Here is a 4,567-nt window from a genome sequence, read left to right on the forward strand (position 1 = left end):
CCGCTAGCGCAAAATTTACGAACTATAAAAATTATAAAACGTAGGCTAAACCAAGACCGCGTCGTTTCGGCGTCAAATTTAACCGCTCGGCCTATGCCAAAGCTAAATTTACAAACCGCAAAAAGGGTGGCGAGCCTCTCGCAATCGCTTGCAAATTTTTGCCAAATATCAAAAAGCACGTAAACGCGAAAATGCCTCGCTTGCCGAAATCAAACCGCCGAATTTAATCCAGCTTTTACTAAAAATTTAGCTGAACTTGACGGCAAATTTAATCCCGGTTTAGCTCAAATTTGCCACAGAAGCGATAGATTTTTCGTGTCGTCTGCCTTAAATTTTACGCCAAAAAGCGGCAAAGCAAAATTTATTCGCACCTTCTTGATTGTAGCTTAAATTTACGGTCTGCGACGCCTAGCTGCCAGCCAAAACGCAACGATAAATTTGAGCCAAATTTCACCCAAATTTATCGTTAAAATCGCCGTCAAATTTATCTTAGATGCCCAAATTCCGGTCTATACTCGAAGTGCATCGTATCAAAGCTAACCCAGCGCCCGCCCCAGATGAAGCCGTGCTTTTCAAATACGCGCACGATCTCCTCGGGGATTTGATTGCGGTAGCGGCCGTCCTTGCTCCAGCGCCAGTAGTCGCTCTTGTCGGTATTTATGTCGATCGCGATGCCGTAGGAGTGGGAGCTCTTGCGCTTTGTGCCTTCGATCACGCGCCAGTTAAATGTACCTGACGGATTATCAAGAAATTTTAGCAGCTCGGGTTTTTGCACGACCAGCGCGTCAAGCTCGTTTGAGACGGCTTGCAGAGCTGCTGCCGCGCCGTTTTTGGAGTTAAATTTAAACGTCTTGCCGCCGTGATTTTTTAGCCAAACGACATCCGTTAAATTTGCCTTCACTTCCGCCTCGCTCGCGCCGTAAATTTTATCCAAAAGCTCGTAGTTTCGGTATCTGCCAGCGTCATTGCTAGGTAGAGCTAGAGGCTTAAATAGCGGATAAGGCTGCGCAAAAGTATCCTCGACGTCGGCAAGGTTTAGCAGGTGTGCCGTATCTTTTGCCTCGCCGTCGTCAAATTTGATCTTAGCGCCGTCCGCAAAAATCACCTCGTTGCCGACTATTTTCACGCCGTAAGCTTTTTCGATTGCCGATTGTTTAGCGCGCTGCGCCTCTTCGCCGCTAGCTATTTCAAAGGTGTTCATGGAGTTTATACGCGAAACTAGCAAGCGTTTTGGATCGATGTCTGCTACGTCCGAGCCGATTTTTAGCGTCGTGATCGCCACGCCGCCGATCATGGCTCTGCCGTTATCTTTCGTGCGGATACCCCAGACGTCGTGCACGGCGAGCGGTTCGTCTCCGCGCAGGCCGGCATAGAGCATGATGTGTCCGTTCATGTGAAATAGCGTTCTATACGGCACTGCCTGCGTTTTGATGACGCGCAGTTTTTCTTCCGCGCTTAAATTTGCCAGGCTTACGACCTTGCCGATTTGGCCTTGAGCCTTTGAGTTTCGCGGTAGCCACACGCCAAAGCTACCCAGGAAATCCTGCAAAAACAGCGAGCAGTCGCGCTTGCCGCCAAACCCGCCCCAGCCGTAGCTTTGCCCTAGTAGCGATGACGCCAGCGCCCTTACGTTTTCGTCGCTAAATTTAAGCGGAAAGCGGCTCGCGCTTTGTTTTGAGATCTCGTAGTTTTTTAGCCCGCTTTGGGTCTGGATTTTGCCGTAAAATTTAAACTGATCCTCGCTTTGAAACGGCAAAATCGCCCCTATGCGTCCGTAAAATAAAAAGTTGCCGTTTTTGTCGTAGACGGGCTCTTCGTCTTTGATAACGCTTAAAAATTTAGAGTTTTTTAGCTCCTGCACGGCCTCTGCGCTTAAAATTTTGATTTCGGTCGATTTCACCCAGGCCCATGCGGCGTCGCTACCTACGAACGCCCACGCGCCGTCGGCCGAAAAGTGCGAAACGTAAAGCGGATATCCGATAGAGACGAAAGATAGCTGGGCGTAGTCAAACGGTAGCCCTTCGCCAGCGCGTACGGGATTATAAAGCACGGCCTCGTCGGTCGGTAGGTTTCGCAGGCTAGTATTTGCCGTCGTTATCGCAGGTAGAGAGACTTTACCGAAGCTCTCCACGCTAGCGTTTTTGCGCACTTTTTCAAACCACTCGTTTGGGATTTTGCGCATATTTGAGAAATAATACTGCCTTTTTGCCGTATTTTTATAGTAGTCTAGCGCCCAAAAAGCGTCTTTTGCGGTGGTTGAAGGCGCTCTTAGATCAAGCGAGTTAAAGCGTTTTTGCAGTAGCGTTTCGCCGCTACTCTGCGCCTCAAAAGGCAGTATCGGTAGCGCATTTGCATTTTGATCGACGTCAAATTTTAGATAACTGATGTGGCCTAAATTTTCGTCCGCGCTCTCCTCGGGCATATCATGCGCTGACGCCGCATTAGCGCCTTGACCCTGCAAATTTACCGCGTCCCGGGTATCTTTTGGCGATGCGCAACCGCCTAGCATTACTAACGCTACCGCCGCTGAAAGTATAAATTTATCAAATTTCAATCTCGCTCCTTAAAAATAAGCTATAATTTTACAAAAAATAGGGAAATTTGTGTTAAACCAGCTGTTAGATATATTAAAAAGATCAAACGTTTTTCTCACCGGGCGCGGCGGCGTGGGCAAAAGCCACCTCACGCAAGCAGTCATCAAGCACTATAAAAACGAGCTAAAAAACGTCGTAGTACTCGGCAGCACCGGCATCGCGGCGGTAAACGTCGGCGGAGTGAGCGTGCATAGTTTTTTTAAATTCGGCATTTGCTCAAACCTTGAGGAGCTACGCGGCTACGACCGCAAACAGCGCGGAAAACTTGGCGAACTAAAAAAGATGCTCGACATCTGCGATCTCATCGTGATAGACGAAATTTCGATGATCAGCGCGGGGCTCATGGATATGATTTATTACCGCTTGATGAGCTCGCGATTCGTCGGGCGCGTGATGCTCGTGGGCGACTTTTATCAGCTGCCGCCCGTGCGAAAAAACGGCGATGACGGCAACTCGCTGTTTAAATTTCTCTATGCTTTTAACTCTAGCTCGTGGCATGAATTTGAGTTTAAAAATATCGAACTAGTCGTCTCAAAACGCACGAAGGATAAGAAATTTTACGATATCTTATCTATGCTTCGCGTCGGGCGACTGAGCGAAGAGGTGTTTAGCTATATCGAAAATTTACGCGTGCCAAGCGTGCAGGTAAATGACGATACGAGCGTGCTTTTTGGGCGTAACTACGAAGCGGACGAGCTAAATAACAAGATGCTCTCTAAACTACCCGCGCAGCTTGAAAGAGCCGAGGCGCTAGTTGAAATTTACGATGAAAATTTAAACGAAAACGCGCTGGATCGCTGGATCGCAAACCTCTACGCGCCTGAAATTTTAAATATAAAAATCGGCGCGAAAGTTATATTTACCGTAAATAAATGGGGCGAGTATTATAACGGCGAGCGCGGACAGATAATGCAAATTTTAAAAGAAAACGGCGAGATAAAAAGCGTCATCGTGCAAAAAGCTAACGGCGAGATCGTCGAGGTAGAGCGCGCGAGATTTGACATGAGCGAATTCGTGATGGCGGGCGAACATCTCGAGGAGCGCGCTAGGGCGTCTTTGACTCAGTTTCCGCTAAAGCTAGCCTACGCGATCACGATCCACAAATCCCAAGGTATGAGTATCGAAAATTTAGTGTGCGACCTAAATCATATCTTTGCCAACGGACAGCTCTACGTCGCGCTCTCGCGGGCGATCGATCCTAAAAAGCTGAGGATATTTTACGGCAAAAGTCGGCCGTTTAGAGAGTATTTGCAAAGCGTCGTTAAAATAGACGAAGAGGTCGAGAAATTCTATCTTGAAAACAAATTTGAAAACATTAAGGAAGACGTATGAAAAAGATTTTTGCGCTGGCTTTTGCCGCGGTTATGGCCTTTGCCGAGACGTTAAATATCGATAACTTTGAAACCGATCTGTACTCCAGAGACGCCAAAAGCTCGATCAAAAAAGTAAGCGTAAGCCTGCGTCTGGAGGGGCGCGACGTCGTGGATAATGAAGCATACGTGCTTGACGCGCTAAACGTCGTTATCGGCAGCTTTTACGTCGAGGATCTGCTAACCTCGCTCGGCAAGGAAAAATTTAAAGACACGCTAGCAAAATACACCGCCAAAAAGCACTCTGTCGATATCGACGAGGTGCTCATCATCTCGCTAAAAACCGTGCGCGAACCAAATATCGAAGAGCTGCTTGAAGCGCTAAAAAACGTCAAAACCACGGGCTCAAAAAGATCGCAAAAAGAGCAGGTCGAGGATATCTTACGAGGAAATAAAAATCAGCTAAAACCGATGGATTTAAATCAGATAGATGATTTTGGCAAGGATTTTGGCGAGCAGTAAATTTGGGATTAAATTTATAAATTTTACTCGCCGAGACCCGCATCTTTAAGGTGCTAAATTTTGTTTGGTCAAATTTGGATTTTAGTCTTTATTGTTAAGGGGGAAGGGGCTTGAATTACGAAGTCGCTCCCTTCCCCCTTA

Annotated in this window: 4 protein-coding genes; 3 read left to right on the forward strand and 1 reads right to left on the reverse strand. The window is 47.3% G+C overall.

The genetic code is table 11. The annotated features are described in order from the left end of the window. Positions 1–183, forward strand: a 183-nt coding sequence (locus tag Q0338_RS01695) for a hypothetical protein (protein ID WP_298085248.1), incomplete at its 5' end; no start/stop codon positions are given. Between the two features lie 301 nt (positions 184–484). On the opposite strand, the gene Q0338_RS01700 is transcribed toward Q0338_RS01695, so the two are convergent. Further along, positions 485–2,554 carry a M15 family metallopeptidase gene (locus Q0338_RS01700; protein ID WP_298085249.1) on the reverse strand — a complete coding sequence of 690 codons (2,070 nt, stop codon included), beginning with the start codon at positions 2,552–2,554 and terminating at the stop codon, positions 485–487. Positions 2,555–2,603: 49 nt separating this feature from the next. Here Q0338_RS01700 and Q0338_RS01705 point away from each other — a divergent pair, with 49 nt between their 5' ends. Further along, the gene (locus Q0338_RS01705) at positions 2,604–3,926 is read left to right on the forward strand and encodes an AAA family ATPase (protein ID WP_298085250.1); all 1,323 of its coding nucleotides are present in this window, start codon (positions 2,604–2,606) and stop codon (positions 3,924–3,926) included. Continuing rightward, positions 3,923–4,426 carry a hypothetical protein gene (locus Q0338_RS01710; protein WP_298085251.1) on the forward strand — a complete coding sequence of 168 codons (504 nt, stop codon included), beginning with the start codon at positions 3,923–3,925 and terminating at the stop codon, positions 4,424–4,426. The genes Q0338_RS01705 and Q0338_RS01710 overlap by 4 nt, the downstream gene beginning before the upstream one ends. The last annotated feature ends 141 nt before the right edge of the window (positions 4,427–4,567 follow it).

This window comes from uncultured Campylobacter sp. (assembly GCF_938018145.1).
GTDB lineage: Bacteria > Campylobacterota > Campylobacteria > Campylobacterales > Campylobacteraceae > Campylobacter_A.